We start from the raw sequence: 26,954 nt of genomic DNA on the forward strand, positions 1-26,954 counted from the left end.
GAGGCGGCGTCGGGGTCGCACTCCGCCGACACCCACGACATGATCCGCGTCACCGGCGCACGGGTGAACAACCTCAAGGACGTCAGCGTCGAGATCCCCAAGCGCCGGTTGACCGCGTTCACCGGCGTCTCGGGCTCGGGGAAGAGCTCGCTGGTGTTCGGCACGATCGCCGCGGAGTCCCAGCGACTGATCAACGAGACGTACAGCGCGTTCGTCCAGGGGTTCATGCCGACGCTTGGGCGGCCAGAGGTCGACGTGCTGGACGGGCTGACGACCGCGATCATCGTCGACCAGGAGCGCATGGGTGCCAACCCACGCTCCACCGTGGGCACCGCCACCGACGCCAACGCGATGTTGCGCATCCTGTTCAGCCGGGTCGGAGAGCCGCACATCGGACCGCCGACCGCCTTCTCGTTCAACGTCCCCACGCGAACGGCGAGCGGGGTGATGAGCACCGACAAGGGTGGCCGCGTCGAGCGGAACGTGGTGCGCCAGGCCGTCTACCTCGGCGGCATGTGCCCGCGCTGCGAGGGGCACGGCTCGGTCAGTGACTTCGATCTGTCCGCGCTGTACGACGACAGCAAGTCGCTCGCAGAAGGCGCGCTGACGGTGCCGGGCTACAGCATGGACGGGTGGTACGGACGCATCTTCAGCGGCGCGGGGCTTCCGATGGACAAGCCGATCGCCAAGTTCACCAAGAAGGAGCTCGACCAGCTGCTCTACGGCGAGCCGACGAAAATCAAGGTCGAGGGCGTCAACCTGACCTACGAGGGCGTGATCCCCAAGATCCAGAAGTCGATTCTCTCCAAGGACGTTGACGCCATGCAGCCGCACGTCCGCGCGTTCGTGGAGCGGGCGATCACCTTCCAGACCTGTCCCGACTGCGACGGGACGCGGCTGACCCAGCAGGCGCTGTCCTCGAAGATCGAGGGCAAGAGCATCGCCGACCTGTGCGCCATGCAGATCAGCGATCTGGCCGATTGGGTCCGCGACCTCGACATAGCCTCCGTGGCGCCGCTGCTGAGAGGCCTGCAGCACCTGCTCGACTCGTTCGCGGAGATCGGACTGGGGTACCTCTCACTCGACCGGCCGGCAGGCACGTTGTCCGGGGGAGAGGCGCAGCGGACCAAGATGATCCGCCACCTCGGATCGGCGCTCACCGACGTCACCTACGTGTTCGACGAGCCCACGATCGGGTTGCACCCGCATGACATCGAGCGGATGAACGACCTTCTGCTGCAGCTGCGTGACAAGGGCAACACGGTCCTGGTGGTCGAGCACAAGCCAGAGGCGATCTCGATCGCCGACCACGTCATCGACCTCGGGCCGGGAGCGGGGACGAAAGGCGGCACCGTCTGCTTCGAGGGCACGGTGGACGCGCTGCGGGCCAGTGACACCGTCACCGGTCGCCATCTCGACGACCGCGCCACCCTCAAGAAGTCCGTCCGAGCGCCGGCGGACACGATGGAGGTCCGTGGCGCGTCCATGCACAACCTCCAGGACGTGGACGTCGACATCCCGCTCGGAGTGCTCTGCGTCGTCACCGGCGTCGCAGGGTCCGGAAAGAGCTCGCTGGTCCATGGCTCCCTGGCCGACCGCGAAGGTGTCGTGGTGATCGACCAGGGCTCGATCCGCGGCTCGCGGCGCAGCAACCCGGCGACCTACACCGGACTGCTGGACCCGATCCGCAAAGCGTTCGCCAAGGCCAACGGCGTGAAGCCGGCGTTGTTCAGCTCCAACTCGGAGGGCGCCTGCCCGACGTGCAACGGCGCCGGGGTCATCTACACCGAGCTGGGCGTGATGGCGACCGTCGAGTCGCCCTGCGAGGAGTGCGAGGGCAAGCGGTTCCAGGCGGCGGTGCTCGAGTACACCCTGGGCGGCAGGAACATCGCCGCGGTGCTCGCGATGTCGGTGGAGGAGGCCGAGCAGTTCTTTGAGGACGGCGAGGCGAAGATCCCGGCCGCGCACACGATCCTCGAGCGGCTCGCCGACGTCGGCCTCGGCTACCTCACCCTCGGCCAGCCGCTGACCACACTGTCCGGTGGTGAGCGTCAGCGGATCAAGCTGGCGACCCATCTGGGTGAGAAGGGCGGTGTGTACGTCCTGGACGAACCCACCACCGGTCTGCACCTGGCCGACGTCCAGAACCTGCTCGGTCTGCTGGACCGGCTGGTCGACTCCGGCAAGTCGGTCGTAGTCATCGAGCACCACCAGGCGGTCATGGCGCATGCCGACTGGATCATCGACCTCGGGCCGGGTGCCGGCCACGACGGCGGCCGCGTCGTGTTCGAAGGAAGACCCGGTGCTCTCGTCGATGGTCGATCCACGCTCACCGGGGAGCACCTGGCCGCCTACGTCGCCACCTGACCGCCGCAGCGGGCGAGGTTGGACTCAACGCCGATAATGCACATTATGTCATTACGCCTGAACTATGCCCTCTCCCGGCTCAGTGCCAGTCGCTGATCCAGACGTCGCGTGGGTCCGGCGCACCCTCCCCGGTCTCGATCAGCTGCTTGAGGCTCATCAGGTAAGTGGCCCACTTGGTGCTGCAGTGGTGCATGAACTCGACCGGCTCACGCCAACCCTCGTGCTTGAACATGACGATCGTGTAGTCACCTTCCTGTCGCAGGTCCCGGGACACGGTCGTGCCGATCCACTCCTGCGGTCCGCCCACGACCTCCCAGCGAACCAGCCGGCCCGGCTCGAGATCGACGACCAACATGTCGAACCCACCGGGGCCGAACCGGAACTCGAGCACGCCGCCGGGGTCGACGTCCCCGGTCGTCTGCTCCGTCCACCAGCCGGACAAGCCGTCCAACGTGGTGATCGCGTCGTACACCTGCTCCGGCGACGACTGCTGGACGCCGATGCGGTGAAGGATGTCTGACATCTCGATCGCTCCTGTCTACTTCTTGGTCTCGGTGGCGTTCTTCTTGGTCTGGATCGTCTCCGCGATGCGCTTGATGCGCTGCAGGCGGGAGTCCCAGGCGGCGCCGACGTCGGCCAGCTGGGCCACGGCGCGCCCCAGCTGGTTCTGGTCGACGCGGTACTGCCGCTCGCGTCCGGCGGTGGTGGCGTGCACCAGCCCCGCCCGGCCCAGGACGACGAGGTGCTTGGCCACTGCCTGACGGGTCACCGGCAGGTGGTCGCTCAGGCTGGTCGCCGTCCCGCTGCCCTGGTTCAGCAGCAGGTCCAGCAGCCGGCGCCGAGTCGGGTCGCCGACCGCCGACCAGAGGTCGTCGTCCACGATGACGCTCATCCGCCAGCGCCCACCGTGGCCAGGTACGCCGGCAGCCGCGGCAGGAAGTGGTCCCAACCGCTCACGTGGTCGGCGTACGTCGCGGCGACCGTCGCCTCGTCCCAGCCGCGCTCGCGGAAGCCGGTCTCGGTCATCCGCAGGCGGGTGCCGTCCCCGACCGGCTCGAGGTCGAACACGACCAGGAACGAGTTGCCCTCCGCCGCTGACTCCCCCTCCTCGTGGGTCCACCGGAAGGAGAACAGCCGCGGCGGTTCCGCGTCGACGACGGCGAACCGAACCCACGTCCCAGTCCCCTGGCTGAAGTCGCCGAATCCGATGCGTCCCTCTCCCCCGGACTGCACCGGGTAGTCCGCCTCGTCCGGCCACCACTGGCGCACGTGCTCCGGGCTGCTCACCACGTCGAAGACCACCTCGGGTGAGGCGTCGACGTGAATCTCTCGCTGGATGGTTTCGTGTTCCATGCTCGCCACCTTCTGCAACGTTTGGTTGCATGTCACTCTAGGGCGCTCCGCTTCAAAGCGCAACCATAGGTTGCACCAATAGCGGCACCGGGACGTGGCCACCGTGGTCCCCTGCGCTCAGCTCGGGTCGGTCGCCGGGACCGCAGGCTGGTGCACGGCCAGTCGGGCATCGTGCTCAGCCGGCGTCTCGTCACCGTGACCAGGCCACCAGGCGGCGTGCCCGATCAGTGCGGTCAGCGACGGCGTGAAGAACATCGCCATCACGAACGCCGAGACGAGGATGCCGAACGAGATCGCGAAGCCCAGCGAGGTCAGCAGCGCGTTGCCGCCGAGCATCAGTGACGCGAACGTGCCGCTCAGGATCAGCCCGGCAGCAGCCACGGTCGGCCCGGCGTGCTGCACCGCGGCAGCAGCCGCCGCTCTGGTGTCGCGACCTGCGCGAGCCTCCTCGCGCAGCCGGGCGATCATCAGGATGTTGTAGTCCGTGCCCAGCGCGACGACGAACAGGTAGATGTAGATGGGCAGCAGGAAGATCAGGCCGCTGCGGCCGCCGAGGTGCTGGAACACGATCACCGCGGCGCCGAGGGTGGCGCCGAACCCCAGGACCACGGACAGCATCAGGTACACCGGCGCGACCAGGCTGCGCAGCAGCAAAGCCAGGATGAGCATGATGACCAGCGCCGCCACCGGGAAGACGATCGAGTAGTCGCGGTTCATCGCGGCCTTGAGGTCGACGTAGACGGACGTCGTCCCGCCGACCAGCGCCTCGGTCCCCTCCGGCGCCGCCTCGTGGGCAGCAGTCCGGATCGGACCCCGGACGTAGGCCAGCGCCTGGTCGGACGACGGGTCGTTGCTGAGCACGGCGGTGAACAGCGCGGTCGTGCCGTCCTTCGACACCGTCCCAGTCTGCGTCGACGGCACCGGCCCCACGGACGCGACGCCGTCGGCTGCGGCCAGCGTCGCGGAGAACGCTGACAGCTCGTCCGCGGTGAGCTGCGAGCCGTCCGTCGACCGCAGCATCACCACGGTCGGGTCCGTCGCCCCGGGCGGGAGCCCCTTCTGCAGGGTCTGCGTCGCCACGGACGACTCGGCGGTCTTCGGCACCCCGGTGTCAGACAGGTCGAACGTCGGCGAGAAGCCCAGCGCGAACAGGGTCAGCACTGCCAGCAGACCGCCGGACAGCAGCGCGTAGCGCCCGGGGTGGCGCCCCAAAGACCGGCCGATCGCACCGAACCGAGGAGCGGCCGGCGGCTTCTGCCAGGCCTTCGACGGCCACAGAACCTTGGTGCCCAGCAGCGACACGATGGCCGGCACCAGGGTGAGCGCCGCCAGGACGGTCACCGCGACGGCGATCGCCAACGCCGGCCCGATGGAACGGAAGATGCTGAGCGAGGAGAGCACCAGCGCCATGAACGCGACGATGACCGCGCCGCCGGCGGACGCGATGGCCTCGCCGGCCCGCTCGACGGCGTGTGCCACTGCGCTCTTGCTCTGCTCCCCCTCCCGCAGCCGCTCGCGGTACCGGAACAGGAAGAACAGGATGTAGTCGGTGCCGATGCCGTACAGCACGACGATCAGGATCACCTGGATCGACGCGTCCGCCTTGAGGTCGAAGGCTTTGTTCGCGAACGCGATCAGCCCGGTGGCGACCTGCGAGACGATGCCGATCACGATGATCGGCATCAGCGCGATGATCGGGCTGCGGAAGATGACGAGCAGCAGCAGCAGGATCAGCAGGACGGTCGAGATCCCGACGATCGCCTCCGCGTTGGCGGACGCCTCCTGCGAGTCGAGGCTCTGCGCGGCCGGGCCCGTGACGCCGACCCGGAGGTCTGTGCCACCGGTCAGGTGCTTCAGGTCCGAGCGGAGCGCCTTGACTGCATCCATGGCCGGCTGGTCGTACCCGTTGGCGCCCTTGGCCAGGCCCACGACCGCCAGCTGGACGACCTTGTTCTCCGACGGCGGTTGCGCGACCACGCCCTGGAACGGCTTGTTGAGCTCGGCGCCGAGGCGCGTCGCGACGTCCTGGACGGCCGCCGAGTCGGCGGCCGTCAGGGGCCGGCCGTCCGCGCGGTCGAACACGATGATGGCGGCGGTCTGGTTCTGGCTGGGGAAGGCCTTGGCCTGCAGGTTGATCGCCTGGATCGACTCGTAGTGGCTCGGCAGGAACTCCGACTCGTCGGTCGTGGACGACAGCTTCGGTGCGATGGCGATGATCGCGACAGCCGCGACCACCCAGGCCAGCACCACGAACCACGGACGACGGGACACCAGGCGGCCTAGCGCAGCGAACATGGGACCAACGCTACCCAGACAGCCAGGACGACCCGGTTGCGACCCGGTTGTGACCCGCCGTGCCACGCTGGACTCGTGACGGCGGCGCACCTGGTGGACCGGATCCGGTGGCAGCTGCGTGCGGCGGCCGAACCCGAGCGCGCCGCCGGCATGCAGCGGTACATGAAGTCGGCGATGCCTTACCTGGGCGTCCGGATGCCTGCCGTGCGGGCCGTCGTCCGGGACCTGACCAAGGCCGAACCGCCTGCGCTGCAGGTGATCCACGACGCGGCGGCGACCTTGTGGCGCGAGGCCGGGCACCGCGAGGAGCGGTACGCGGCAACGGCGCTGACCGGGTTGCCGGCGGCGCGGGCCGAGCTTTCGCTGCTCCCCCTGCACACCGAGATGATTGTCACCGGAGCCTGGTGGGACCACGTCGACGGCGTGTCCGGGCGCATCGGCGACACCCTGGCCGTCCACCCGACCGCGGTGCGGCCGCTGGTCATCTCGTGGACGACGGACGCCGACCTGTGGCTGCGACGCACCAGCATCATCTGCCAGCTCGGCGCGAAAGGGTCCACCGACCTCGAGCTGCTCAGCAGCGCCATCGACGCGAACCTCGACGACCGGGAGTTCTTCATCCGCAAGGCGATCGGCTGGGCGCTGCGCCAGTACGCCCGCACCGACCCCGACTGGGTGTGGCGGTTCGTGACCGACCGGGCCGAGCGGATCAGCCCGCTGTCGCGGCGGGAGGCTCTGAAGCACCTGTGACCGCGGCGTGCCACTCGTCCTCGAGCATCGCGAAGACCAGCAGGTCGCCCCACTCCCCCTTGAAGATCTCGAACTCGCGAAGATGGGCTTCCTGTCGCATGCCCAACCCGCGCATCAGAGCGGACGACGCGTCGTTGGCCGGGTCGCACTGGCCGATCATCCGGTGCAGGCCTAACCAGTCGAAGCCCAGCCCCAACACGGCCTTCGCCGCCTCGGACCCGAAGCCCTGCCGTTGCTGGCTGCGCCGCATCATGAAGCCGAACTCGCCCTGACGGTTGGCCACGCTGTGCAGGAACAGGGTCAGCTCGCCGACGAACTCACCGTCGTCCAAGCGCTCGGCGACCAGGCGCAGCACCTGCTCGTCCGCGTCCATCGGCGGGGAGGCGAGCCGCTGGTCCAGCGCGTCCCGGACCTCCTCGAGCCGGCGCGGCCCGAACGGCACGTAGCGGACCAGCCCCGGGTCGGACTGGATCTCGAAGAGCATGTCCAGGTCCCGCTCCTCGAACAGGCGCAGCCGCAGCCGCGGCGTGGTCACCGGGAACTTCGATGTCAGGGCCGCCGGTTGCCCGCTCACTGTTCGACCTCGAACCACGCCACCGACATCGCCTCCAGACCGCCCATCCAGACCCTTCCCGACTGCTCACGGACTCCGGTGCACATGGAGAAGCCGGGCACCGACCCCTGGAAGTCGTGCACCAGCGTGCACGACTCGTCGAACGCCATCACCCACGCCATCCGGGGCGGGGCCGGCTGCAAGCGCTGAGGTACCGACCACACCGCGTGACGCACCCGCGGGTTGCCGCTGTGCAGCCGGTCGAGCAGGGGGTTTCGGGAGCCGGCCATCGCGACCCAGACCAACCCGTCGCTGCCGGTCGAGATGTTGTCCGGGAAGCCCGGCAGGTCGACGAAGCGCTCGCGGCCGCGCGTGCCGGAGACGTCGACCCGCTCCAACGTGTACCCGCCGGTCTGTGCGACGGCGACCCACGACTCGTCCGCGGACAGCGCCACCCCGTTGGCGAACTCGAGCCCGTCGCAGAGCACGTCCAGCGACCCGTCCGGCGAGCGGCGCAGCAGTCGGCCGTCACCGGCGTGCTCCAGGATCGCTCCGCGCCAGGTGGCGATGCCGAAGCGACGGGAGGAGTCGGTGAAGTAGATCGTCCCATCGGCCGCGACCGCGGCGTTGTTGCAGAACGCGAACCGCTCGCCGTCCAGCGAGTCGGCCAGTACCTCCAGACGTCCGGTGGCGATCTCGAGCGCCAGCAGACCACGGGCTCCGTCGCAGACCAGGACCCGTCCGTCCGGGAGCCACTCCAGCCCCAGCGGACGGCCGCCGGTCTGCGCGAGCTCGCGCACGGTCCCGGAGGGCGTGACCGAGAGCAGCCGCCCGTCCGCCAGTCCGGTGAGCACGTCGCCGTCCGGAGTGCACAGCACGTCCTCGGGTCCCTTCCCGGGCAGGGGCAGCACGTTCACCGCGGGCAGGGATCTCTGGCTGACGCCGGACCGTGCCCGCTCCGACCATGGCGGCGGCGTCCAGCGAACCGGCGCCAGACGCGGCTGTCTCCCCGGGATTCGCACGCTCGCAGCCTGCCACAGCAGCGCTGCGGCAGACTGCGAGCATGACCGGACGTCTGTTGCTCGTCAGGCACGGCCAGACCGAGTGGGCGCAGGCCGGCCGACACACCGGCCGGACCGACGTCCCGTTGACCGAGCTCGGGGAGCAGCAGGCCCGCGAGCTGGAACCGTGGGCGACCGCGCTCGGCCCGGTTCCCGTGCTGTGCAGCCCACTGCAACGAGCCCGCCGGACCGCGCAGCTCGCCGGGTTCGCCCGGCCCGCCGAGCCGGACGACGATCTGCTGGAGTGGGACTACGGGGGCTACGAGGGCCTCACGACGGCACAGATCCGGCAGCAGACCGGACAGCCCGACTGGCAGGTGTTCACCGGCGGCGTCGTCCCCGGCGACACGCCTGGCGAGACGCTGGCGCAGGTGGCGACCAGGGCGGGGCGGGTGATCGACCGCGTCGAGGTCATGCTCACTCAGGGTGACGTCGTGTTGGTCGCCCATGCGCATGTGCTGCGGGTCTTGGCTGCGTGTTGGCTGCAGGCGGAGCCCGAGTTCGGCCAGCACCTGCTGCTGGATCCGGCCAGCGTCAGCGCGCTCGGCGTCGAACGCAACGTCAGGGTCGTCCACGAATGGAACCTCCGGTTCACCCGACCTGAGTAGCGCCGAGGGGTCGAATTCTCCGGCAGCGCGAAGTGCGCCTATGGTGGGACCAATCCCGACCGCGCCGAATGCCGTGGAGATGAATCTGTGAGTGTCCTTGACCACCTCAGTGCCGCGCCTGGCGTCTACTGGGGTGAAGGGCAGGGGCCCGGCGGCAGCCGATTCGTCGCCCGAGTCGCGCTCCAGCAGCAGCCTGACAGCACGCTGACCTTTGACTACGAGGCCTGGTCCGCGAGCGGCGGGCTGCAGCACGCAGAGTCCGCCCGGCTGGCCCGTACCGGCGACGTCGTCACTCTCGCCGCGACGTCCAACGGTGGCGACGACATCATGCTCTTCCGAGAGGGCGACACCGGCGTGTTCGGCAGCGTCGGCGCGCAGCGGGTCGGGCTGGTGATCAGCAACGATGAGCAACAGCTGACCTTCTCCTGGTGGTGGACCGGCCGCGACGGCGAGCTGCGCGAGCAGTCCCGTGCGGTAGTCGCCCCGATGCGCCAGATCGTGCCCGCTCCCCCAGTGCCCGGCGCCGACCCCGGCCCACCGCCGGAGCCTGTCGTGTTCGACGAGCAGGCAGCGGCTCAGCCCGCCGTCGAGGAGACGGCTGAGGCGACCGAAGGTGTGGACACGCCAGCAGACGACGACGGCCAGGACCGGCGTCCGGCATCGGCGGCACTTGCGGCGCTCGCGGCCCTGGCCGAGCTGGAGGCCGACGAGCACGCCGAGGACGCCGCTTCCATCGGGCCCGCCGACCTGGACGGCGTCGAGGCCGGCCCCAGCCGCGCCGACGCTTCGCCTGGCGATGACGACGTGCCCAGCGACGCACCGATCGACGCACCGGTCGACGAGCCGATCGACGCACCGGTCGATGAGCCGCGCGCCGACAGCCCGGCCAAGCCCGTCGTGGACCTCACCGGGAGTACGGATCAGGCCGTGCCCGGCACCGTTCCCTGGCCGGGCATCCTCGTGCTGCACGGGTCCGGGACGGGTCTGGTCGCACAGCGTCTGGCGGCTCGGCTGACCCGCGCGGCCGTCGTCCGCACGGACCTGTTCGACCGGGCGGTCCGCGGGACCGCCGGTCGCCCCGACCCCCAGCTACGCCAGCGGATCGCCGTGTCCGTCGTCCAGGGTTACGCGGCCACGGGTCACCCCGTGATCCTGCACGGAGCCAGCACCCGCAGCGAGCACGAGGACCTGGTCGCCGCGATCTCCGGCTCCGGCCTGTCACCGGTGCAGCTGGTGGAGATCGCCGAGGGCGAGGACTACGGCGAGGTCGCCCGACGGCTCATCGAGAGCGACTGAGCAAGCGAGTCTCGCCGCTCGCTACCGGGGCCGTCCGCGCCGCGGTGGCTCGATGACGGACAGGTCGCCGCGGCGAGGGATCCTGACCAGCGTCGGCGACCTCGTCAGGGACGCCGCCGGCAGCGGATCAGGGTCGACCGGCCGGCTGCGATCCTCACCGGCGAAGCCGAACAGGGCCACCGCGCTGGCACCGCCGGGGCTGAACCGCGGCCCGTAACGGATCCCGTCCAGTCCGAGGCCGTGGAAGGCGCGCGCCCACGCTCTGGGCACGTCGTAGGGCGTCATCGACTCGAGCTCGCGGGTCACCGCGAACAACGCGGCCCGCGAGCTGCGCAGGTTGGCCAGCCGCGCCCCGGTGCCGCCGCCGGCGCCGGCGTCGGCGCCCACCCGAAGCCTGGAGACCACAACCCCGTCGAGCACGGTCGCCGGCAGGGTCGCTCGACGGGCCAGCACCGGACCGAGCCGCTCGCGCACGGCGGCGATCGCGGACGTCGCGAGGTAGCAGGTACCACGCGGCCGGTCCAGGTCGAACCGGCCACCCTGGCTGCCGAACCACCACGGACCGTTCGCGGCCAGGTGCGCCCGGTGCACGGTGGTATCCGCACCCAGTCGATGGGTCGGGAAACCCTCCAGGTCTGCGGGTGGTCCCTGCTGCGCGGGCTCTTCGCGGGACTGGCTCACGCTGCCCACGTGGCCGCGTCGGACTCGGCCTGACGCACCACCAGGGCTATCGCCGCCGACGACGACCTGTGGATCACCAGGTGGTCCACGACGCTGTCCCCATCGAACGAGGGTGACGGCGTCACGAACCAGACCGCTGCAGTCCAGCCGTCTACCCCGTGGCGGGCAAAGACCGAGAGCGCATCGACGATCCCGGCTCGCACCGAGCCGTCCCGGGCGAACTGGAACGACGGGTAGAGCAGGTGACCGTCCGCGGTGCGGCAGGCGAGCAGGGTGCCGCGCCGCACCCGGTCGGCCAGGGCCTGGCGGCTGACTCCCCACCAACCGGCCAGCCCGGTCGTGTCGTAGAAGGGGCCGAGCTCGACGTCCAACGGGTGGGCCGCGCTCGGCAGGGCCGACAGCATCCGGCCGACGAGCTCGCGAGGGTCGCCGAGGTCGTCCGGTGCGCCCCCTCGGCTCTCGACCTCGCGTAACCGCTGGGCCATCGCAGCGTCCACGGCAGCCACCACCTCACGCCGGTACGCCTGCGCGGACCGACCGGTCACCTGGGCTGAGGAAGTCATGCGTCCATCATCCGCCAACCCGGGAGGCTGCGTCAAGGGCGTCAAGGGCACCGATCGCTTGCTGACCTCTGTCAACTCGGCCCATCAGGGTGAGTCGCCTACTCCCCCGGCACTTCCCAGGTGTGCACGGGCTCGTTCCCGTGCATGCCCTGCGCGTAGTACTTGAGCATCTCGCGCAGTGCATCGAGCCGGTTCAGGCCCCGCTCCTCCAGCGCCCGGACCGTGGCCACCTGCCATTCCGCGCCGTTGCGCCCGCTCTTGCACCGAGCCTCGATCACGCCCAGGTAGCGATCGCGTACCTGCTGCGAGACGCCCCACCGCTCGAGCCCTTCGTGCGCCAGTGGCAGCAGGTGGCGCAGCACGAGCTCCTCCGCCGGCAGGTCACCGAAGCCTGGCCAGTAGACGTTGGCCTCCATGCCGCGGCGCGCGCACTCGGTGAAGTTGGCCTCGGCGGTGGCAAAGCTCAGCTTTGTCCAGACCGGTCGGTCCTGCTCGGAGAGCATCCGCATCGCGCCGTAGTAGAAGGCCGAGTTGGCCAGCACGTCGACCACGGTGGGACCGGCCGGCAGCACGCGGTTCTCCACGCGTAGGTGTGGCCGTCCCTCGACGATGTCGTAGATCGGCCTGTTCCAGCGGTAGATGGTGCCGTTGTGCAGCCTGAGCTCCTGCATCCTCGGCGCCTCGCCACGCTCCAGCATCGCCACCGGGTCCTCGTCGCTGACCTCCGGTAGGAGTGCCGGGAAGTAGCGGACGTTCTCTTCGAACAGGTCGAAGATCGAGGTCACCCAACGTTCACCGAAGAACACCCGCGGCCGCACGCCCTGGTTCTTCAGCTCGATCGAGCGGGTGTCGGTGGCCTGCAGGAACAGCTCGGTCCGGGTCTCGGCCCACAGGTGCTTGCCGAACAGGTACGGCGAGTTGGCCCCGATCGCGACCTGCGGACCGAGCAGCGTCTGGGCGGCGTTCCAGTTCGCCGCGAAGTCCTGCGGGCTGACCTGCAGGTGCAGCTGCACCGAGGTGCAGGCGGACTCCGGCGCAATGGTGTCCGCGTAGGCGGACACCCGGTCCGCAGCGGTCGGCGAGGCGATGTCGAGCACCAGGTCCTCGCCGCGGGCGGCGAAGACGGACTCGTTGAGGGCCGCGTAGCGTGCGTTGGCGCTCATCCACTCGGTGTGGAAGTGCTCTGGCATCAGGGTCGGCAGGATCCCGATCATCACGATGTGCGCACCGGCCGCGTTGGCCCGCTCCTCGGCCATGTTCAGGCTGCGCCGCAGCGCCTCCTCAAGCTCGAGCGCGGAGTCCCCCGGCAGCGGACGCGGGCTGACGTTGAGCTCGATGTTGAACTGACCGAGCTCGGTCTGGTAGTCCGGGTCGGCGATGCTCTCCAGCACTGCGGCGTTGGCCATCGTCGGCGAGAAGTCCTTGTCGACCAGGTTGAGCTCGATCTCCAGGCCGGTGAGCGGTCGTTCGAACTCGAAGCTGTGCTGGGACAGCATCCGCTCGAACACGTCGAGGCACTGGCGCACCTTCTCGCGGTACCGCTGGCGCTGTTCGCGGGTGTAACCGACGCCGGACACCTCGTCGCCCATGAACGCACCCAACCATGCTCGCGCCCGGACGGCCACTGTTGCGGGGAACCTGGTGGCTCGACCGTCGCGCCTGCCGCCAACTGTCGGCGCGCCGAAATACAGTCCAAGCGTGCGCCTGCTCCACACCTCCGACTGGCACCTCGGTCGCAGCTTCCACCGCGTCGGGATGCTCGAGCACCAGGCGGTCTTCATCGACCACCTGGTCGATACCGTGCGCGCTGAGCACGTCGACATGGTGGTGGTGTCCGGTGACGTGTACGACCGCGCCCTGCCCTCGGTCGACACGGTGCGGCTGCTCAACGACGCGGTGGAGCGCATCGTGGACGCCGGCGCGCAGCTGCTGGTGACCAGCGGCAACCACGACTCCGCGGACCGCCTCGGCTTCGGCGCACGCGTCCTGGAGCGCGGCGGGGTGCACCTGCGGACCAGGCTCGAGGACCTCGCGCGTCCGGTGCTGCTGGAGGACGCTCACGGGCCGGTGGCACTGTACGGTCTGCCGTACCTCGAGCCCGCGCTGGTCGCCGACGCGCTGGACGCCGAGCGTTCGCACCTGTCGGTGCTGACCAGCGCCACCGCTCGGGTGGCAGCCGACCTCGCCGCCCGCTCGGGCGGCACCCGATCCGTGTTGGCGGCGCACGCCTTCGTCGTGGGCGGTCAGGTCAGCGACTCCGAGCGCGACATCAGCGTCGGCGGCGTGGGCTCGGTTCCCGCCCAGGTGTTCTCGGGCCTGGACTACGTCGCGCTGGGGCACCTGCACGGGCGGCAGCAGATCCACGAGAGGGTGCGGTACAGCGGGTCGCCGCTGGCCTACTCCTTCGGCGAGGCCCGGCAGGCCAAGGGTTCGTGGCTCGTCGACCTCGGCGCCGACGGCGCAAGCACCATCGAGCCGGTCGACGCACCGGTGCCCCGCCGCCTGGAGATCCTGCGAGGCGAGCTGGACGACTTGCTCGCCGACCCGCGGTACGCGCCGGCCGAGACCGCCTGGTGCCAGGTCACACTGACCGACCCCACTCGGCCGCGGGCCGCGATGGAGCGGTTGCGCGCACGCTTCCCGCACACCCTCGTACTGTCGTTCGAACCGTCCGGCACCGATCAGGGCGACCTCAGCTACGCGCAGCGCGTGCGTGGTCGAAGCAACCTGGACGTGTGCTGCGACTTCGTGGAGCACGTGCGGGCGGCCGGGCCGGCCTCGCCGGGCGACCGCGCCCTGCTCTGCGAGGCCCTCGAGGGTGGGCGTGCGGCCGCGGACGAGGCTGACCAGCGGGGCCGTCGGGCTGGTGCCGCATGAGGCTGCACCGCCTGCGGATGGAGGCCTTCGGCCCTTTCGCCGGGACGGAGGAGGTCGACTTCGACGAGCTGGCCGGACTCTTCCTGCTGCACGGTCCGACCGGGGCCGGCAAGTCCAGCGTGCTGGACGCCGTGTGCTTCGCGCTGTATGGCCAGCTGCCCGGGGCCAGGGCCGCGGGTCGTCCACACCTGCGCAGCGACCACGCACCCGCCGACGCTGCGCCGAAGGTCGTCCTCGAGGTCACCATCGGTGGCCGGCGGCTGGAGGTGACGCGCTCGCCGGAGTGGCAGCGCCCGAAGAAGCGTGGCTCCGGCACCACGAAGCAACCTGCCGCGACGGACGTCCGCGAGCTGGTGGACGGTCAGTGGCAGGTCCTGGTCGGGCGCCGCAACGACGAGGCGGGGCTGCTGCTGAAGGACCTGCTCGGCATGGGCCTGGACCAGTTCACCAAGGTGGTGCTGCTCCCCCAAGGCGAGTTCGCGGCGTTCCTGCGCTCCAGCGCCGAACAACGCGGCGACGTGCTGCGCCGGCTGTTCGACATCGACCGCTACAGCGACGCCGAGACCTGGCTGCGCGACGAGCGCGGACGGCTGTTCCGTCAGGTCGACGAGGCGGACGCCGAGCGGGACCGGCTGGTCGCCCGAGCGCACCAAGCCGCTTCCGCGCTCACCGGCGCGGTCGCAGAGGCCGTCGACGAGCTGGCCATGGCGGATCCGCCCGGCACGCAGGTGGTGCAGGCACTCGCTTCGGTCGCCGCGCGGACGGCCAGCGAGGCGCAGGTCGGCGTTGCCACCGCAAGGGTCGCCGCCGACAGCTCCGCGGTCGAGCTCGCGCAGGCCCTCGACCTGTCCCGACGCCAGCTCCGGCTCGCCGAGCTGACCGGGCGACTGGCCGAGGTGCAGGCTCGAGGTAAGGCGCACGCGGACGACGTCCGGCGCCTCGCCCGCGCGCGCAGCGCCGAGCAGCTGCGGTTGCTCGTGCGACGGCTCGACGACACCCGCGCCCGAGCGGCCCGCACGACGGCAGCGGTGCAGTCGAGCGGGGACGCGGTCCGGCTGGCCCTGGGCTGGGCCCCCGTCGACGGCGACCCCCGCCGCGATCCGGAGCGGGTGCTGCAGGACTGTTCCGCGCAGCTGGCCAGGACCGCCGGCGTCCGTGCCCAGGAGCGCGACCTCACCCACGCGCAGCAGCGGCTGCGCCAGACCACCCGCGAGCTCGAGGACTGCGAGCGGGCGCTGGCCGGCGACGAGCGAGAGCTCGATGACGCCGAGCGCCTGCACCGCGAAGCCACCGCCAGGCTGGCCGAGCACCAGGGGCTGGCAGGGCGGATCGCAGAGCACGAGCAGCTCATGATCGAGGCGCAGTCGATCTGGGCGGCGGCCCAGGCGCTGCGCGGCTGCGACCTCGAGGTCAGCCAGCTCGAGGACGCGTGCCGGCAGTCGCGAGACGCAGAGCTCCAGGCCCGGTCCGCCTGGCTCGACGCCCGCGAGCTGCGGATCGCGGGCATGGCCGCGGAACTGGCCTCTGGGCTCGAGCCACACGTTCCGTGCGTCGTCTGCGGGAGCCCGGACCACCCGCATCCGGCCGCGGCGAGCGACGACCACGTCGACGCCAAGGCCGAACGGGCGCTCGCGAAACGCCACGAGCTCGCCGTCCGCTCCTTGCAGACCTGCGAGCAGGAGCTCGCGGCAGCCAACACCCGTCGGGCCGAGGTCCGCGCGGCGAGCCGCGGCGTCGAGGCGGAGGCGGCGAAGGCGGAGGTCCAGCGACTCACGATGGAGCTGGAGCGTGCCAGGGCGGCGTCCGAGGTCGTGCTGGTCGCCGAGCGCGCCCTCGATGGCGCCGAGGCGGCTCGCGTCGCCCTGCTGTCCAGGCGGGAGTCCAACCAGCACCGGCGGACGGCAGCCGCGTCGCGGATCGCCGAGCTCGAGCCCCGGGTGACTGAGCTGGCACAGGCCCTGAGCGCTGCGCTCGGCGACGCCGACGACGTCGCCTCGCTGGAGGCTCGGCTGCGCGAACAGGTTCGCGCGTTGACCGCACACCGCGACGCACGCGACGGTGCCGCCATCGCGCACTCGGAACGTCAGGCGCTGGACGACGACCTTGCGCAGGCGTTGGTGGCGCTTGGTTTCACTGACCTGGACGACGTCCGGACGGCCCTGCTCGACGAGCCCGCGCTGACCGCGCTGCAGACGGCGGTGGACGAGCACAAACGCATCCTCGCTCAGGTGCAGGGGTCGCTGTCCGACCCCGAGCTGCGCGACCTCGACGATGCACCGGCGCCGGAGCTGGCGGTCCTGCAGGCCGCCAGCCAGGAGCACGGCCGCGCCCTGGCCGAGTGCACCGAGCGGCACACGATCGCCGCACAGGCAGCGCAGGCGCTGAACCGGCTGGTCGAGCAGCTGACCGTCCACGAACAGGTGCACCACGACCTGCGTCGTCGAGCCGCCCACGTCGAGGAGCTCTCCCGCTGCGTGGACGGCACCGGTGGCGGCAACTCGCTGCGGATGCGCCTGAGTTCGTTCGTGCTGGCCGCCCGCCTCGAGGACGTGGCCGCAGCCGCCACCGAGCGACTGGCCGTGATGTCCGACGGCCGGTACACCCTGGCGCACACCGACGAGCTCGCGAAGTCCGGTGCCCGCAGCGGCCTCGGCCTGCACGTGATGGACTCCTGGACGGGCGTGGCGCGCGAGACCAGCACGCTGTCCGGCGGCGAGACGTTCCTGGCCTCGCTCGCCCTGGCACTTGGTCTGGCCGACGTCGTCCAGGCCGAGGCGGGCGGCACGACCATCGAGACCCTGTTCGTCGACGAGGGCTTCGGCACCCTGGACGAGGACACTCTGGAAGAGGTCATGGGGGTGCTGGACGGGTTGCGCGACGGTGGACGCGCGGTGGGTCTGGTCAGTCACGTCCGCGAGCTCCGTGGTCGCATCCCGTCCCAGCTCGAGGTCCGCCGCCAACGCAACGGGTCCTCGATCCAGCAGCACTCCGGGCTGGCAGGCTGAGCTGCTCGACGGCTCGTCGCCAAGCCCTGGTGGGCCGCACCTCCCAGACGAACATCTATGACCGTCCGCACCTCGGCTCACGCAAGGGTCCTCACTGCCGCGATCGGCGTCGTCGCGCAATTCACCACGGCGCAGGGCTAAACACCTACGACGCCTCGAACGCGCCGTCCTTTGCCTCGGAGATCTCCCAGGCCGCCTCGATCTGGAACTCGAGCGCGACCAACGTCCGGCTGCAGCCCGGGTCGCCGGCGAACTGGGCCTTTGGAACGATCACGTCCCGGTCGTCGTCTGCCTTCTCGTCATACCGCTGGTAGAGGACCTGCCCGGGTCGCAGCTGGCTGAGCTGCTTGATGGTGAAGCTGACGTGCACGGAGGCCCACTGGTTCGTGTGCGACCCGCCGTACGAGATGTACTCGATGCCCGGATGAGACGGCTCAACGGCTCGGCCAGGCTCACCCGGCCGCAATCCTTGATCGGAGTCGTGGACCGCAGGTCTGCGATGGTTCGGGTCCCCTCGTCGACGTAGACCGTCAGGCCATCGACGAAGCCCTCGCACAGTTGCACGACCGCCACGGGATGGCCATCTGCGTCGACTGACATCCCGGTCCGCCCGCTGAAGACGACGGTTTCGCACGCGCTGATGGACAGGATGGCTGCGAGCGCGCAGACCAGAACCGCGAGCCTGCCGACGCGACCGCGTCGAACACGGGGAGGCCAACGCCGATGGCTGCTGCCGTCCGCCGGCGGCGTCGAGGGGCCTGCCATGGACGCGAGCGTGCGCCAGGCCAAGCCGTTGACAACTGAGTCGCCGCGCCGTCAAGGCCGAACGGATGAACCGGCAATGCCCCGGGACTGTCGGTGGGCGCCCGTAGCCTGGCCACATGCTGGAGCGTGCGAGGGACCACGACGACCACGAGAAGGCGCCCGTCGTCGTTGAGTCCCGGCTGCGCTTGGATCTCACACGCGCCGATCTGGGTCATCCCGACCACCCCGGGCTGTGGACCGAGCTGCACAACAAGTGCCGTGTAGGTGTCCTCGCTTGTGAGGCCTGCGCCCCGGACTCGCCGCGCCGGTACCTGTACCTGCGTGAGCGGCACGGCCGCCGGGAGGTCGTCGAGTACTCGCGCGAGGACGTCGAGGCCGCCGGCTTGGGCGAGAGCGTCGAGCACCGCACGCTCAAGGACAAGATCACCCAGCTCTCGCAGCGGCAGGGGCTTGTCGCTGAGCAGGAGTCCGGGAACTCGCGCCGCACCCGTCGCACCGATGTCGTCGTCAGCGGTGGTGCGGTTCGTGTGGGCTGGGAGGTGCAGCTGTCGGGGCTGAAGCCCGACAAGTTGCGGCGAAGGATCACGACGGCCGCGGCGGATGGGCTCGCGCCGTCCTGGCTGACCATGGCTGGCACCCCCCGGGTTTACGGCGGTGATCGACCGGGCACCAGCGTGCACGACGAAGGCGCTACAGCCGCTGGAGATCGCCACGGCTGACGATCTGCTGATCTCCCAGGGCGTCAAGCGCCTGGAGATCGTGCGCTGTACCCGTCAGCGCACGGAGGGCTGGCACCGCGCCTTGCAGTGCACCGGCTACCACGCCCAGCCGGTGGGCCTCGACCCGACGAGGCACCCAACGCTGGCAGACATGATCAAGCTCAGCTCGGCCGGCGACGTCGTGACGCTGGAGTGGCCACGTAAGATCAAGCTCGGCTACAACCGCCCATGGATCTGGGTGTCGAAGGCCGACGCGCAGGCGTTCTACGAGGCCGAGCGTCCGTTGCTGGTCAGGAACGGCCTTCCGGGTGCCGTACTGTCCCCAAGTGACGCCATGCCATGGGCGCCTGGCCATCACGCCGGTCCCACAGCCGGGAGCAACCTGATGGGCTGGCGCGACGGACCTACCGGCTTGGCGGCGATACTTGGGGACCAGTGCCCTCAGTGCGGCTGGACCCGCAATCAGCATTACGCCACCTGCTCCCGCAGGCTGACGTCGCTGCCTGTCGGCCCGTAGCCGCGGTTCCGCCACCCGGGGCACGGCCGCCATGGGCCGGTGCCGCGATCAGCGCTGCTGTCCGACCCGGCCCCAGCCTCGTCGATCCCGCGACTGGTGAAGCTGCTCCTAACCGGCGTGGCGTCGCTTGCGCACAGAGGACCACGCTGGCACACTGAATAGTCGAAGGAGGATTATTCAGATGAGCGAGTATGTGCAGGCACTGGCTACGCAGGTGAAGCATGCCCGCGAGGCGGCTGGCGTGTCCCAGGAGGACGTGGCGCTGGCTATCGGGGTGTCCCAGCCGACCTATTCGCGCATCGAGCAGGGCTCGCGCCCGCTCAAGGGCGACGAACTGATCCTTCTCGCCGATCGCCTGGGTGTGCGGGTGGCCGCGATCACTGGCGTGCTCCGCGTGCGCGAGCAGGCCCGCTTCGCCGCTCGCACCGATGGCACATCCTCGGCGATGGCGGCCATGCGCGAGCGGCTGTACGCCTACCTCGAGCTGGACGACTACCTGCGAGGCATTGGCTTGCTGCCTGCCCAGGGGCCTGCGCGGACTGCCGTACTGACCCCGCAGCCCGTCGGGTGAATAGCCCGGCCAAACCGAATCCCCAGCCGCTGCCGCGACTGACCGGCAACGAGGCCGCGGGGGCGGAGCTTGCGAGGGCGTTCCGGGCCAAGTTCGACCTTGGGCACGCCCCGATCAAGGACGTCTTCGAGCTGGTTCACACCGCCCTGGGTGTCGACGTCATGAGCATGGACACCAGCCCAGATGAGCACGGGCTGAGCATGATCAACTCGACAAACGACGCACTAGTGATCGCCGTGGCCACCACGCCGCACCCGATGCGGCTACGGTCCACGGTGGCACACGAGGTCGGACACGTGGTCGCCGGGGATCTGTTCACCGGAGTGGGCCTCGTGCCTGGGGAGCGATCCCCGGAAGAGATCCGCGCCGACGCGTTCTCTCGCCATCTTCTGATCCCGTTCGACGGGTTGCTCGCCCGACTGGAGCTCGCCGAACGGCGAAGCAGCGGCCAAGAGCCTTCGGTCGTCACCGAGGCTGACCTGTCAGCGCTGGTGCAGGAGTTCGAGGTGTCGCCGGCCATCGCGGCTGTGCAGCTGAAGATGCTCCGCCTGATCGGTGAGCATGAGTGCCAGGTGTGGAGGTCGGTCAGCGCCAAGACGCTGGCCGTCCGCTACGGCTGGCTCAGCCAGTACCAGAGCCTGGTGCGCGATGCCCAGCAACCGCGGGGCCCGCAGACGTTGCTGGCGGTCTCGGTCGAGGCCATTCGGGGTGACAGCCTGGGTCTGACCGAGGTGGCGCGCTGGTACGAAGAGGACGTGTCCGTGCTGCGCGAGCAGCTGGCCGACGCCGGCATCGACGACTATGCGGGCACGACGATCGCTACCGCTGCCACACGGAGGGATGGGACCTCGTCCGAGGCGCCCACTGACGACGTCCCAGCCCCCGACGACGGCTGGGACGACGACGCGCCGCTGTTCCCGCCCAGCAGCCCTGCCGCCGAGCCGGACGCCGGTTCGTGAGCATCCTGCTTGATGCCGGCCCGGCGTTGAACTTCCTGGCCGTCGGGCAGGAGAACGTCCTGATCCAGACCGCGGCCAGCCATCGCCTGCAACTTGCCACAGCAGCACGGGTCGACAACGAGGTCACCGGCATGGCCAAGGACGCCCGCTTCTACCGGACCGCCGTCAAGCGGACCTGGCAGACCCTGAAGAGCACCGGCCGCCTCGAAGTGCTGGTCGACGACACCACCGACCGAGCGTTCGGCGAGGCCATCGAGCGGCTCAGCGGGGTTCCGGCCGAGGTACGCGTACGCACCCGCAAGAGCCTCGGGGAGATCATGGTGCTGGCTCACGCCTCCGTGCTCGCTCAGGCCGGCGCTGATGCCTTCGTTCTCATTGACGACGGAGATGCCCGCAAACGCGCCCGAACCGAGGCCGACTGGCTGGTCGCAGACGGCACTACAGGAGTGCTGCGGGTTTGGAGCACCAGGCAGGTGCTCTCCCAGGCCGACCCCGCGTGGATCACGGACAAGCAGACCTGGCAGCGCGTCTACACGGCCATGCGAGCCTTCGACGACGGGCTGGCAGCGCTTCCCGCGTGACGGGTGCGCTCGTCGGGCCCCGATCGTCATCGGGCGTGGGTCGGTGTTGCCTGCACCGGCGTCCCCTCGGACAACTCGGGGCGTGGCATCACGCCGGCCTAGGTGGGCCGTGGGTGCACAGCACTCTGCGACGGGCATCGGCGCGATGTGCAAAGCATCAGCTCCGGCTTGGGGCGCCTCACGGCTCCCGGTCCAGCTTGGGACAATGGGGCGAAGCCGGCAGCCAGCGAGTGGATCTTGAACGGGACGGCGCCTGGCTTAGCGGGACGCGTGCCAGTTCGCGCGGATCGCTGCAGGTCAGGCCCTGCTGTATGTACCCCGTTCAGACCCGCACCTTCCGCGTGGGTCCGATGCCGTCATCGAGCCAAGCTGGAACCTGCCATGGGGTTACGGGACGTGTGCCCTGCGAGGGCGGAGGTCCTGCGCGGCTGCACCTCGCAGCCGCTGGGCATGGGTCAGGTCCGGAAGACGTCGTGCCACCTAGCGGGGTGGCTCATCGACAGGAGGTCCTGACGCACTACGAAGGCAGCGACCCGCAGGGGCTCCTACTACAGCGGTGACGGCCACGCGAACGGGTACATCCTGATCGACTACGACCAGGCGACCCAGTACGACCCGCTGCGCATCGTCGCGCACGAGACCGGCCACGACCTCGGCCTGCCGGACCACTACGGCGGACCGTGCAGCGAGCTGATGTCAGGCGGCGGCGCCGGTCCGTCGTGCACCAAACCCGTACCCGAACGGCACAGAGTCGTCCCAGGTGGATGCCCTGTGGGCCAACGGCTTCGCAGCAGCCTTCAGCCAGGCCGCCTTCACCCCATAGGCCTGACCCGACCGAGCGTCGGACCCGGAGGTCCGCAGGTGCGTGTCAGAGCGACCCTGCGAGCAGCGCACCGGAGGACCTGCGCGGCTGACGCGTCCCCCACCTCAGTCGGCGAAGGCTTCTGGGGGCGGACAGGAACAGACGAGGTTGCGGTCGCCGTACGCCCCGTCGATGCGGCGGACCGGAGCCCAGTACTTGCCGCGCGGGTCGACGCCGTGGGGGTAGGCCGCGTCCTCGCGGGTGTACGGGTGGTCCCATTTGCGGGCGATCGACACCGCGGTGTGCGGGGCCCCGCGCAGCGGGTTGTCGTCGGCGGGCCAGAACCCCTCGGCCACCTGCGAGATCTCCTGCCGGATGGCGATCATGGCGTCGCAGAAGCGGTCCAGCTCGGCCAGGTCCTCACTCTCGGTGGGCTCGACCATGAGCGTGCCGGCCACCGGGAACGACATCGTCGGGGCGTGGAAGCCGTAGTCGACAAGCCGCTTGGCGACATCGTCCACGCTGACGCCCGTCGTCCGGGTGATCTCGCGCAGGTCGAGGATGCACTCGTGCGCGACCAGCCCGCCGTGCCCGCTGAACAGCACCGGGTAATGCTCGCGCAGCCGGGCGGCAACGTAGTTGGCCGAGAGCACCGCGACCCGGGTCGCGTGGGCCAGGCCCTCACCGCCCATCAGCCGGATGTACGCCCACGAGATGGGCAGGATCGCGGCCGAGCCGTACGGCGCCGCCGAGACCGGGCCGATGCCGCCCACCGGACCTGCGTCCGCGACGAGCGGGTGGTTGGGCAGGTGCGGGGCCAGGTGCGAGCGGACGGCGACGGGGCCGACACCCGGGCCACCTCCGCCGTGCGGGATGCAGAACGTCTTGTGCAGGTTCAGGTGCGAGACGTCCGCACCGAACCGGCCCGGCTTGGCCAGCCCGACCAGCGCGTTCAGGTTGGCGCCGTCCACGTACACCTGGCCACCGGCGTCGTGCACCAGCGCGCACAGCTCGGTGATCGTGTCCTCGAACACGCCGTGGGTCGAGGGGTAGGTGACCATGATCGCGGCCAGGTCGTCGCGGTGCGCCGCGATCTGGGCCCGCAGGTCGTCCAGGTCGATGTCGCCCTCGACAGCCGTCTTCACGACGACGACCTTGAGCCCGGCCATCACGGCGCTCGCCGCGTTGGTGCCGTGCGCGCTCGCCGGGATCAGGACGACCTTGCGCTCGCCGTGGCCCTGGGCGCGGTGGTAGGCCCGGATGGCCAGCAGTCCGGCGAGCTCACCCTGCGAGCCGGCGTTCGGCTGCAAGGACACCGCGTCATACCCGGTCACCTCGACCAGCCAGTCCTCGAGCTGCCGGACCAGCTGCACGCTGCCCGCGACCTGGTCGGCCGGCGCGAACGGGTGCAGGTCCGCGAACTCGGGCCAGGTGATCGGCTCCATCTCGGTGGTGCCGTTCAGCTTCATGGTGCACGAGCCGAGCGGGATCATGCCGCGGTCGAGCGCGTAGTCCTGGTCGGCCAGACTGCGCAGGTAGCGCATCATCGCGGTCTCGCTGCGGTGGCGGTGGAACACCGGGTGGGTGAGGAACTGCGACGTCCGGACCAGGACGGCGGGGACGTCGTCCGCCTCGGCAGGCTGCACGGGCATGCTCGAGCCGCCGAACGCGGCGACGACGGCACCCAGCTGGGCGTCCGTCGTGGTCTCGTCGCAGCTGGCGCTGACGTGGTCGTCGTCCACGAGCCAGAGGTTGACGCCGGAGTCGGCCGCCGCCCGCACCACGTCGCGTGCTCGACCCGGCACCCGGGCCAGGACCGTGTCGAAGAACTGCTCGTGCACGACCTGGACCTCGTCCAGCTGGTCGAGTGCGCGAGCCAGGGCGACCGCTCGGCGGTGCACGCCGCGCGCGATCGCGGTCAGGCCCTCCGGGCCGTGGTAGACGGCGTACATGGAGGCCATCACGGCCAGCAGGACCTGCGCGGTGCAGATGTTGCTGGTCGCCTTCTCGCGGCGGATGTGCTGTTCGCGGGTCTGCAGGGCGAGCCGGTACGCCGGGTCGCCGTCAGCGTCCACCGAGACGCCGACGAGCCGGCCGGGCAGCCCGCGCTCGAGGCCGGCGCGGACCGCCATGTAGCCGGCGTGCGGACCGCCGAAGCCCATCGGGACGCCGAAGCGCTGGCTGGTGCCCACTGCGACGTCGGCGCCCTGCTCCCCCGGTGAGCGGAGCAGCGTCAGCGCGAGCAGGTCGGCGGCCACTGTGAGCAGCCCACCGCGACCGTGCACGGCCTCCGCGACAGAGCTGACGTCGACCAGACGCCCGCTCGCCGCCGGGTACTGGACGACGACACCGAAGGTGGAGCGATCGCCGAGCACGCGGTCCAGCTCGGCGGCCACGTCGTCGGCCCCGCCGGACAGCTGCGCGGTGACGACCTCGATGCCCAGCGGCTCAGCGCGGGTCTCGATGACTGCACGGGTCTGCACGAACAGGTCGGCGTCGACCACCAGCACCGCGTCCTGCGGCAGCCGGCTGGAACGACGCATCAGGGTCATGGCCTCAGCCGCGGCGGTGGCCTCGTCGAGCAACGAAGAGTTCGCGGTCGCCAGGCCGGTCAGGTCGCAGACGGTGGTCTGGAAGTTGAGCAGCGCCTCCAGCCGGCCCTGCGAGATCTCGGGCTGGTAGGGCGTGTACGCCGTGTACCAGGCGGGGTTCTCCAGCACGTTTCGCTTGACCACCGCGGGGACGTGGGTGCCGTAGTACCCCTGGCCGATCATCGAGCTCAGCACGCGGTTGCGGCCGGCCAGTGCTCGTAGCTCGGCGATCACCTCGGGCTCGCTGAGCCCGCGGTCCAGACCGAGCGCCTCACCCAGCCGGATGGACTCCGGGACGGCTCGCTCCACCAGCGTCTCGGTGTCCGCGATGCCTAGCACGGCGAGCATGGTCGCCTCGTCGTCGGACGAGGGTCCGACGTGACGGTCGACGAAGGGTGCTGCAGCGAGTGGCTCGTTGGCCATCTGGAGGCTCCTGACGTGGGCCGGCGCACGTGCACCGGGGATGACGCGGGACCTCCCCCTCTGTCACGCTTTGGGCGCTCCAGAGCTGCCTCGTCCGCGTGGTCCTGGTCGCCTGAGAGGTTCCGGGGAGAATTGCCCCTTCGGCGCCCCGGTCGCGATCACCGGGGACTCTCCCACGCAGGGTCGAAAGCCCTCACAGGATATACGACAACTGCGGGCGCCAGAGCCGCCGGAGGTTTCGATCGGCGCGTCGGGTGCAGCGGCAGGGTGCAGCGGCAGGGTGCAGCGGGCTCGGTCAGCCGGCCCGGTGCCGACGACGCGCGGACAGCTCGTCCGACGGGTGCTCGGCGATAACCGCACCGGTCTCGTCCGGACGCTCGCTGGGCAGGTGAGCCAGGTCGCCCTCGACCTCGCGCCAGACCCGGCCGACCGCGATCCCGAAGACTCCCTGGCCGCCCTGCACGAGGTCGATGACCTCGTCTGCGGAGGTGCACTCATACACGCTCGCGCCGTCGCTCATCAAGGTGATCTGGGCCAGGTCGTCCACGCCGCTGTCGCGCAGGTGCTCGACCGCCGTGCGGATCTGCTGCAGGGAGACCCCGGTGTCCAGCAGGCGCTTGACGATCTTGAGCACCAGGATGTCGCGGAAGCTGTACAGCCGCTGGCTGCCGGATCCACTGGCCCCGCGCACGGACGGCTCGACCAGTCCGGTCCGCGCCCAGTAGTCCAGCTGGCGGTAGGTGATGCCGGCCGCGCCGCAGGCGGTGGGTCCGCGGTAGCCCGCGTCCGGAGCCAACTGGGGCAGGTCGTCCGTGAACAGCAGGCCCTGGGCCTGCTCAGGCACCCGACGGGCCGGCTGGTGCGTGGCGTCGCCAGAGCCGTTCACGTGGACCTCCTCGATCGATGCCCCGAGGGGGAAGCAGGTCCACCAGCGACCCGCGAGCGGGACGACAGCGATGGAACTACAAACGGGGCGTTCGACCTCTGACGTTAGGTGGCCCACTGCTCGGCGTCAACGACAGGTAGAGGTTCACGCTCACCGGCGTGTCGTGATCATGGTCGGCGTAACCATCAACCTGAGGTCGAGGGTTACGTCTGGTCCGTTCAGGGCTGCTCGGACTCCGTCGGGCTCTCCGGACCACCCTCGAAGTCGTCCGCCGAGATCTGGTCGAGGAACTCACGGAACTTCTCGACCTCGTCCTCCTGCTCGTCGGGCACCGGGACGCCCTCGTCGTCGAGCACCTCGTCCGCACCGACGATTCGGGTGCCGGTGCGCAGCGCGAGCGCGATCGCGTCCGACGACCGCGAGCTGACCTCGACCCCGCCGTCGAACACCAGCGAGGCGTAGAAGACGCCATCCCGTACCGCGACGATGCGCACCTCCTCGAGCTGGCGGCCCAGCGCCTCCAGCACATCCTTGAAGAGGTCGTGGGTCAGCGGACGTGGCGGGACCACGCCCTGCTGGGCGTACGCGATCGCGGTGGCCTCCGCAGCGCCGATCCAGATCGGCAGGTAGAGGTCCCCTCCGCTCTCTCGCAGCAGCACGATGGGCTGGTTGTTGGGCAGCTCCACCCGGACTCCGACGACCTCGAGCTCTCGCACCTGCTCACCGTACCC

24 protein-coding genes, 1 pseudogene and 1 riboswitch are annotated in these 26,954 nt (G+C 70.4%); of the genes and pseudogenes, 13 read left to right on the forward strand and 12 right to left on the reverse strand.

The features are described from left to right. Positions 1-39 precede the first annotated feature (39 nt). Entirely contained in the window at positions 40-2,367 is a 2,328-nt protein-coding gene (locus ACPPVT_RS11605) for an ATP-binding cassette domain-containing protein (protein ID WP_426567136.1), read from the forward strand. 79 nt (positions 2,368-2,446) lie between these two features. Here the strand turns inward: ACPPVT_RS11605 and ACPPVT_RS11610 are convergent, their stop codons facing one another. The 4 genes from ACPPVT_RS11610 to ACPPVT_RS11625 all read right to left on the reverse strand — a co-directional run bounded on the left by ACPPVT_RS11610 (position 2,447) and on the right by ACPPVT_RS11625 (position 6,015). Then, complete coding sequence (locus ACPPVT_RS11610) at positions 2,447-2,890, reverse strand: SRPBCC family protein (protein WP_426560367.1); 444 nt, start codon at positions 2,888-2,890, stop codon at positions 2,447-2,449. A 15-nt stretch (positions 2,891-2,905) separates the two neighbouring features. Continuing rightward, positions 2,906-3,259: an ArsR/SmtB family transcription factor gene (locus ACPPVT_RS11615; RefSeq protein WP_426560369.1), complete on the reverse strand. Its 354-nt coding sequence runs from the start codon at positions 3,257-3,259 to the stop codon at positions 2,906-2,908. Continuing rightward, positions 3,256-3,720, reverse strand: coding sequence for an SRPBCC domain-containing protein (locus ACPPVT_RS11620; protein WP_426560371.1), 465 nt, complete (start codon positions 3,718-3,720; stop codon positions 3,256-3,258). Before ACPPVT_RS11620 ends, ACPPVT_RS11615 begins: the two co-directional genes overlap by 4 nt. Before the next feature lie 117 nt (positions 3,721-3,837). After that, positions 3,838-6,015: an MMPL family transporter gene (locus ACPPVT_RS11625; RefSeq protein ID WP_426560374.1), complete on the reverse strand. Its 2,178-nt coding sequence runs from the start codon at positions 6,013-6,015 to the stop codon at positions 3,838-3,840. 75 nt (positions 6,016-6,090) lie between these two features. Between ACPPVT_RS11625 and ACPPVT_RS11630 the strand changes: the two genes are divergently transcribed. After that, the gene (locus ACPPVT_RS11630) at positions 6,091-6,765 is read left to right on the forward strand and encodes a DNA alkylation repair protein (RefSeq protein WP_426560376.1); all 675 of its coding nucleotides are present in this window, start codon (positions 6,091-6,093) and stop codon (positions 6,763-6,765) included. Here ACPPVT_RS11630 and ACPPVT_RS11635 read toward each other — a convergent pair. Further along, positions 6,725-7,339 carry a GNAT family N-acetyltransferase gene (locus ACPPVT_RS11635; RefSeq protein ID WP_426560378.1) on the reverse strand — a complete coding sequence of 205 codons (615 nt, stop codon included), beginning with the start codon at positions 7,337-7,339 and terminating at the stop codon, positions 6,725-6,727. The genes ACPPVT_RS11630 and ACPPVT_RS11635 overlap by 41 nt on opposite strands. Beyond that, a complete protein-coding gene (locus ACPPVT_RS11640; protein WP_426560380.1) occupies positions 7,336-8,235 on the reverse strand; it encodes an SMP-30/gluconolactonase/LRE family protein in 900 nt (299 codons plus the stop codon). The genes ACPPVT_RS11635 and ACPPVT_RS11640 overlap by 4 nt, the downstream gene beginning before the upstream one ends. Positions 8,236-8,381: 146 nt before the next feature. On the opposite strand from ACPPVT_RS11640, the gene ACPPVT_RS11645 reads away from it, so the two are divergent. After that, positions 8,382-8,987, forward strand: coding sequence for a histidine phosphatase family protein (locus ACPPVT_RS11645; RefSeq protein WP_426560382.1), 606 nt, complete (start codon positions 8,382-8,384; stop codon positions 8,985-8,987). Between the two features lie 87 nt (positions 8,988-9,074). Then, positions 9,075-10,283, forward strand: coding sequence for a hypothetical protein (locus ACPPVT_RS11650; RefSeq protein ID WP_426560384.1), 1,209 nt, complete (start codon positions 9,075-9,077; stop codon positions 10,281-10,283). Between the two features lie 21 nt (positions 10,284-10,304). Here ACPPVT_RS11650 and ACPPVT_RS11655 read toward each other — a convergent pair whose 3' ends face one another. The 3 genes from ACPPVT_RS11655 to ACPPVT_RS11665 all read right to left on the reverse strand — a co-directional run bounded on the left by ACPPVT_RS11655 (position 10,305) and on the right by ACPPVT_RS11665 (position 13,116). After that, positions 10,305-10,964, reverse strand: a complete 660-nt coding sequence (locus tag ACPPVT_RS11655; RefSeq protein WP_426560386.1) for an RES domain-containing protein — start codon at positions 10,962-10,964, stop codon at positions 10,305-10,307. Continuing rightward, positions 10,961-11,527: a hypothetical protein gene (locus ACPPVT_RS11660; RefSeq protein WP_426560388.1), complete on the reverse strand. Its 567-nt coding sequence runs from the start codon at positions 11,525-11,527 to the stop codon at positions 10,961-10,963. The genes ACPPVT_RS11655 and ACPPVT_RS11660 overlap by 4 nt, the downstream gene beginning before the upstream one ends. 98 nt (positions 11,528-11,625) lie before the next feature. Then, positions 11,626-13,116: a glutamate--cysteine ligase gene (locus ACPPVT_RS11665; protein WP_426560389.1), complete on the reverse strand. Its 1,491-nt coding sequence runs from the start codon at positions 13,114-13,116 to the stop codon at positions 11,626-11,628. Positions 13,117-13,225: 109 nt separating this feature from the next. Here ACPPVT_RS11665 and ACPPVT_RS11670 point away from each other — a divergent pair, with 109 nt between their 5' ends. The 9 genes and pseudogenes from ACPPVT_RS11670 to ACPPVT_RS11710 form a co-directional block, all read left to right on the forward strand. Beyond that, entirely contained in the window at positions 13,226-14,404 is a 1,179-nt protein-coding gene (locus ACPPVT_RS11670) for an exonuclease SbcCD subunit D (protein WP_426560391.1), read from the forward strand. After that, complete coding sequence (locus ACPPVT_RS11675; protein ID WP_426560393.1) at positions 14,401-17,409, forward strand: AAA family ATPase; 3,009 nt, start codon at positions 14,401-14,403, stop codon at positions 17,407-17,409. The genes ACPPVT_RS11670 and ACPPVT_RS11675 overlap by 4 nt, the downstream gene beginning before the upstream one ends. Before the next feature lie 29 nt (positions 17,410-17,438). Then, positions 17,439-17,723 (forward strand): snapalysin family zinc-dependent metalloprotease, encoded by a 285-nt coding sequence (locus ACPPVT_RS11680; RefSeq protein ID WP_426560395.1) that lies wholly within the window; start codon positions 17,439-17,441, stop codon positions 17,721-17,723. A 567-nt stretch (positions 17,724-18,290) separates the two neighbouring features. After that, on the forward strand, positions 18,291-18,893 hold the full coding sequence (locus ACPPVT_RS11685; RefSeq protein WP_426560397.1) for a hypothetical protein: 603 nt from the start codon (positions 18,291-18,293) through the stop codon (positions 18,891-18,893). Then, complete coding sequence (locus ACPPVT_RS11690; RefSeq protein ID WP_426560399.1) at positions 18,829-19,410, forward strand: hypothetical protein; 582 nt, start codon at positions 18,829-18,831, stop codon at positions 19,408-19,410. Before ACPPVT_RS11685 ends, ACPPVT_RS11690 begins: the two co-directional genes overlap by 65 nt. Positions 19,411-19,591: 181 nt before the next feature. Beyond that, complete coding sequence (locus ACPPVT_RS11695; RefSeq protein ID WP_426560401.1) at positions 19,592-19,981, forward strand: helix-turn-helix domain-containing protein; 390 nt, start codon at positions 19,592-19,594, stop codon at positions 19,979-19,981. Next, on the forward strand, positions 19,978-20,940 hold the full coding sequence (locus ACPPVT_RS11700) for an ImmA/IrrE family metallo-endopeptidase (protein WP_426560403.1): 963 nt from the start codon (positions 19,978-19,980) through the stop codon (positions 20,938-20,940). The genes ACPPVT_RS11695 and ACPPVT_RS11700 overlap by 4 nt, the downstream gene beginning before the upstream one ends. Next, positions 20,937-21,521: a hypothetical protein gene (locus tag ACPPVT_RS11705; RefSeq protein ID WP_426560405.1), complete on the forward strand. Its 585-nt coding sequence runs from the start codon at positions 20,937-20,939 to the stop codon at positions 21,519-21,521. The genes ACPPVT_RS11700 and ACPPVT_RS11705 overlap by 4 nt, the downstream gene beginning before the upstream one ends. A gap of 515 nt (positions 21,522-22,036) precedes the next feature. Beyond that, a pseudogene (locus ACPPVT_RS11710) lies at positions 22,037-22,344 on the forward strand (snapalysin family zinc-dependent metalloprotease); the annotation flags it as partial. Between the two features lie 104 nt (positions 22,345-22,448). On the opposite strand, the gene gcvP reads toward ACPPVT_RS11710, so the two are convergent. The 3 genes from gcvP to ACPPVT_RS11725 form a co-directional block, all read right to left on the reverse strand. After that, on the reverse strand, positions 22,449-25,337 hold the full coding sequence (gene gcvP, locus ACPPVT_RS11715) for an aminomethyl-transferring glycine dehydrogenase (protein WP_426560407.1): 2,889 nt from the start codon (positions 25,335-25,337) through the stop codon (positions 22,449-22,451). An 89-nt stretch (positions 25,338-25,426) separates the two neighbouring features. Beyond that, positions 25,427-25,523: riboswitch (glycine riboswitch) on the reverse strand. 109 nt (positions 25,524-25,632) lie between these two features. After that, positions 25,633-26,223 carry a MerR family transcriptional regulator gene (locus tag ACPPVT_RS11720; protein WP_426560409.1) on the reverse strand — a complete coding sequence of 197 codons (591 nt, stop codon included), beginning with the start codon at positions 26,221-26,223 and terminating at the stop codon, positions 25,633-25,635. Positions 26,224-26,441: 218 nt separating this feature from the next. Next, entirely contained in the window at positions 26,442-26,939 is a 498-nt protein-coding gene (locus ACPPVT_RS11725; protein WP_426567137.1) for a bifunctional nuclease family protein, read from the reverse strand. Positions 26,940-26,954 lie beyond the last annotated feature (15 nt).

The organism is Angustibacter sp. McL0619 (assembly GCF_049994355.1).
GTDB lineage: Bacteria > Actinomycetota > Actinomycetes > Actinomycetales > Angustibacteraceae > Angustibacter.